4 protein-coding genes are annotated in these 4,198 nt (G+C 63.6%); all 4 read right to left on the reverse strand.

The annotated features are described in order from the left end of the window. Positions 1-377 (reverse strand): CheR family methyltransferase (locus AC4FAH_RS12805; protein ID WP_490246156.1); only part of this gene is annotated, 377 nt, incomplete at its 3' end. Positions 378-448: 71 nt separating this feature from the next. Next, a complete protein-coding gene (locus AC4FAH_RS12810; RefSeq protein ID WP_288387958.1) occupies positions 449-2,245 on the reverse strand; it encodes a methyl-accepting chemotaxis protein in 1,797 nt (598 codons plus the stop codon). Positions 2,246-2,524: 279 nt separating this feature from the next. After that, positions 2,525-3,058: a chemotaxis protein CheW gene (locus tag AC4FAH_RS12815; RefSeq protein ID WP_378080065.1), complete on the reverse strand. Its 534-nt coding sequence runs from the start codon at positions 3,056-3,058 to the stop codon at positions 2,525-2,527. A gap of 81 nt (positions 3,059-3,139) precedes the next feature. Beyond that, positions 3,140-4,198, reverse strand: a 1,059-nt coding sequence (locus AC4FAH_RS12820; RefSeq protein ID WP_490246154.1) for a chemotaxis protein CheW, incomplete at its 5' end; no start/stop codon positions are given.

Here is a 4,198-nt window from a genome sequence, read left to right on the forward strand (position 1 = left end):
ACCATCGCGATGGAATAGGGCTCCTCCCCGGTCGAGGCGGCCGCACACCAGATACGCAGCGGCGCTCGCTGCCCCGTCGCCTGGCGCTGCAGGCGCTCGCGCAGGAAGTTCTCGAGCATGACGAAGTGATGGGGCTCGCGAAAGAATGCGGTCAGATTGGTGGTCAGCGCATTGATGAAGGCAGGCCACTCGTCGTGATCACTGCGACTCAGGCTGGCCTCCAGCATGGTCAGATAGTCATGGAAACGCGTCAGACCATGCACTCTGAGCCGGCGTGACAGACGGCTGTAGACCATCTCACGCTTGTGACGCGCCAAGACGATTCCGGCGCGCTGATAGATGAGGCGCGCGATGCGCTCGAAGTCGTCATCGGTCATCAACAGGTCCCGTCCGAGGGCATGGGAGGCCGGTGACGAGGTGGAGGAGATGCGTGGCGGCGTGAGTTCTGTCACCGTTGCGGGCCCTGTGAGCCACCAGGCACCTGCGCTCGAGTCGCGGCCTGAGCGTGCACAGAAGAAGACTGCTCGGCTGATGCATCCCCCGGCAGGCGCGCGGGAATCTGCTCCGGGCCTTCGCCGCCAAAGCGGAAGACGTTGACCGCATGCGACAGCCCCGCGACCGACCGCTCGAGATCCTGCGCCAGATGGGCGCTGCTCATCACACGTTGGGCGTTCTGCTGGGTGGCCTGGTCCATCTCGTTGATGGCGGTGTTGATCTGCTCGATGCCGCCACTCTGCTCACGCGAGGCCGAGGAGATCTCGGCGATCAGGTCATTGACCCGCGAGATGCCGGTCACGATCGCCTCCATGGTGCCGCGCGCCGCCTCGACCTGATCACCGCCATCGCTGATCTCCCGCTGGGTGGTGTCGATCAGGGTCTTGATCTCGCGCGCCGCCTCGGCACTGCGAGAGGCCAGATTGCGCACCTCACCGGCCACCACGGCAAAGCCGCGACCATGTTCGCCGGCGCGTGCGGCCTCCACCGAGGCGTTGAGGGCCAGCAGGTTGGTCTGGAAGGCGATCGAGTCGATCACCTTGATGATGTCGGCCATCTTTTCAGAGGTAGCGGTAATCCCCTGCATGCGCGCCACCACCGCCTGCATCGCCTCGCCACCTTCATTGGAGGAGCGCGTGGCCTGATCAGCCAGTTGCGAGACCTGGATGGCATTGTCGGCATTCTGGCGCACGGTGCCGGTCATCTGCTCCATGCTGGCCGCCGTCTCCTCAAGCGATGCCGCCTGCTGCTCGACCCGCGCCGAGAATTCCTGATTGCCGTGTGCCATGTCGCCAGCGGCAGGCCTGACCACATTGATGCCCGCATTGACCTCACTGACGATGCCGACCAGCGACTTGCGCATGCTGTCCAGTGCGCGTACCAGGCGTGCCATCTCATCATTGCCCGCCAGCGTCATCGACTGGGAAAGATTGCCCGCGGCGATCTGGCGCGCGAAATCCAGGGTGCTGCGCAGCGGCCGAACCAGACTGCGGTAGGTCAGCAGCGCCAACCACAGCGATGCCACGCCCACACCAGCGAAGGCGGCCCACAATGCCCACTGCAGACGCGCATGACTTGCCTCGAGCGCTTGTTGACGCTGCTCGAGCGTCGCCAGCTGCGCCGCGGGCAGCTCGGCGGCAAGTTGGGTCAGCACGGCACGCGCATGCGCCTGGCTATCGGCCAGCACCTCCAGCAGCTCGCTGCCCATCATGGCTCCGGCCACCAGCGGCAGTGCGGCCAGCAGCGCGATACGCGGCGCCATGCGCCACTGGGTGAGGCGCTTGAAGGCCCCCATGAGGCCAGCACGCACGATACGGCCCTTGATCAAGCGATAGTCGCGCTTGCCCTGCTTGAGGCCCGCGTAGACCTCCTCGGCCTGGGCGATCTGCTCGCGACTGGCCTTGACGCGCACCGAGGCAAATCCCATCACCTCGCCCTGCTCGATCAGCGGCGTCACACAGGCGTCGACCCAGTAATAGTCGCCATTCTCGCGTCGATTCTTGACCAGTCCCTGCCAGCTCTCGCCTTGCTTGAGCGTCGACCAAAGATTCTCGAAGGCGGCTTCTGGCATGTCGGGGTGGCGCACCAGATTGTGCGGTGCACCGATCAAGGCATCACGCGTGAAGCCACTGACCTCGATGAAGACAGAGTTGGCGTAGGTGATGCGTCCCTTGAGATCGGTACGCGAGATCAGGTAGTCATGCTCACCAATGGGGTATTCCTTTGCCGTCACCGGCTGATTGTTTCGCATTGCCCTTGCTTAGCCTCGTACTCGTCACAGCGTGATCGTCATTGACCCGGCGAGACCACTGACCGGCAGCATGACCGTCATTGCCCGGTACAGCCGCCCACGACCTTGTGGTGCACACCTTATCGGCCGCTGTCGGCAGTTCTTGAACGCAGAACGCCGCTGACCAGCAGGCCAGCGGCGCTCGAGACGAAACAGGTGAAAATGTTCGCGAGATCAGGCGACGCACACCACAGGCAACATGCCTCGCATTGCGTCTGATTCATGCCGCGAGACAGCAGGTCATGCCGGCTGCGCCGCGGGCTCCATCAGTGCCATTTCATCGCTGGTCATCATGTGCTCGATATCCATGATCAGCAGCATGTGATCATTGACGGTCGCCAGCCCCGCCAGGAAGTCACTGTTCATGCGCGCACCGAATTCCGGCGGCGGCAGCACCTGATCGGCCGCGAGGCTGATCACATCGGAGACGCCATCGACGACGATGCCGACCACGCGCTCACCGATATTGATCACGATCACCACCGTCTGCGCCGTGTATTCGGCCTGGCCCAGTTGAAACTTCAGCCGCAGATCGACGATCGGCACGATGACGCCACGCAGATTGGTCACGCCCTTGATGAAGGCCGGTGCATTGGCGATGCGCGTGACGTTCTCGTAGCCGCGAATCTCCTGCACCTTGAGGATATCCACGGCGTAGTGCTCCTCGCCGAGGCTGAATACCAGGTATTCGCCGCCGTCACTGGTCTTGGAGGCGTGGTCCTGCGCCAGGCCGACATTGGACGTCTGCGCCGCGGCAACTTGAGTGTGAGACATGCTCATCTCCTGTCTGTGATGGGGTAACGCTTCGCGCCGAGGCGCAAGGGGCGAGGATGCGGCCGGTGAATGGCGACCGCCTCAGCTGACAATGGCGTCCTGGGGCATGGCGGACTCAGTGACGCCCTCTGCCTGCCTCTGCACCGCTGGCATCTGGTTGGCGAGGCGATGCAGGTCCGAGACATCCAGAATCAGCGATACCCGCCCATCGCCCAGGATCGTCGCCGAAGAGACGCCCGGCACCTTGCGATAATTCCTTTCGAGATTCTTGACCACCACCTGCTGCTGACCGATCAGCTCATCCACCAGCAAGGCGTAGTGGCGCCCCTTACCCTGCACCACCACCACGATGCCCTGCTCGGGCTGCGTCTGGGCACCGGGTACCGCGAACACCTCATGCAAAGCGACCAGACTCAGGTATTCATCTCGCACCTTCAGCAGGCGATCATTGCCGACCATGCTGAACAGCATGTCGGCCTGCGGCTGCAATGATTCCACCACCACCGACAGCGGCAGGATGTAGATTTCCTCGCCGACGCGAATGGCCATGCCCTCGAGAATCGCCAGCGTCAGCGGCAGCACGATACGCGTGGTGGTGCCCTGCCCGGTCACGGAGGCAAGCTCCACCTGCCCGCCCAGCGCCTGGATGTTGCGCTTGACCACATCCATGCCGACTCCACGTCCGGAGACGTCACTGACCTGCTCGGCCGTCGAGAAGCCGGGAGCGAAGATCAGCTGCCAGACCTCGTCGTCACTCATGCCATCACTGACCGCCAGGCCGTTGCTGCGCGCCTTGGCCAGAATGCGCACACGATCAAGTCCAGCGCCGTCATCCATTACCTCGATGACGATATTGCCGCCCTGATGGCGGGCAGACAGCGTCAGGGTACCGTGGGCGCTCTTGCCGCTCGCCTCACGCTCGCTGGGCGATTCGATGCCATGGTCGAGGCTGTTGCGCACCAGATGGGTCAGCGGATCGATGATCCGCTCGATCAGGCTCTTGTCCAACTCGGTGTCATGCCCCTGGCTGACCAGCTCGACCTGCTTGCCCAGCCGCGAGGCAAGGTCGCGAATCAGGCGCGGAAACCGCGAGAACACGTAGTCCATCGGCATCATGCGCACCGACATCACCGCTTCCTG

The sequence above is a fragment of the Cobetia sp. genome (assembly GCF_983723665.1).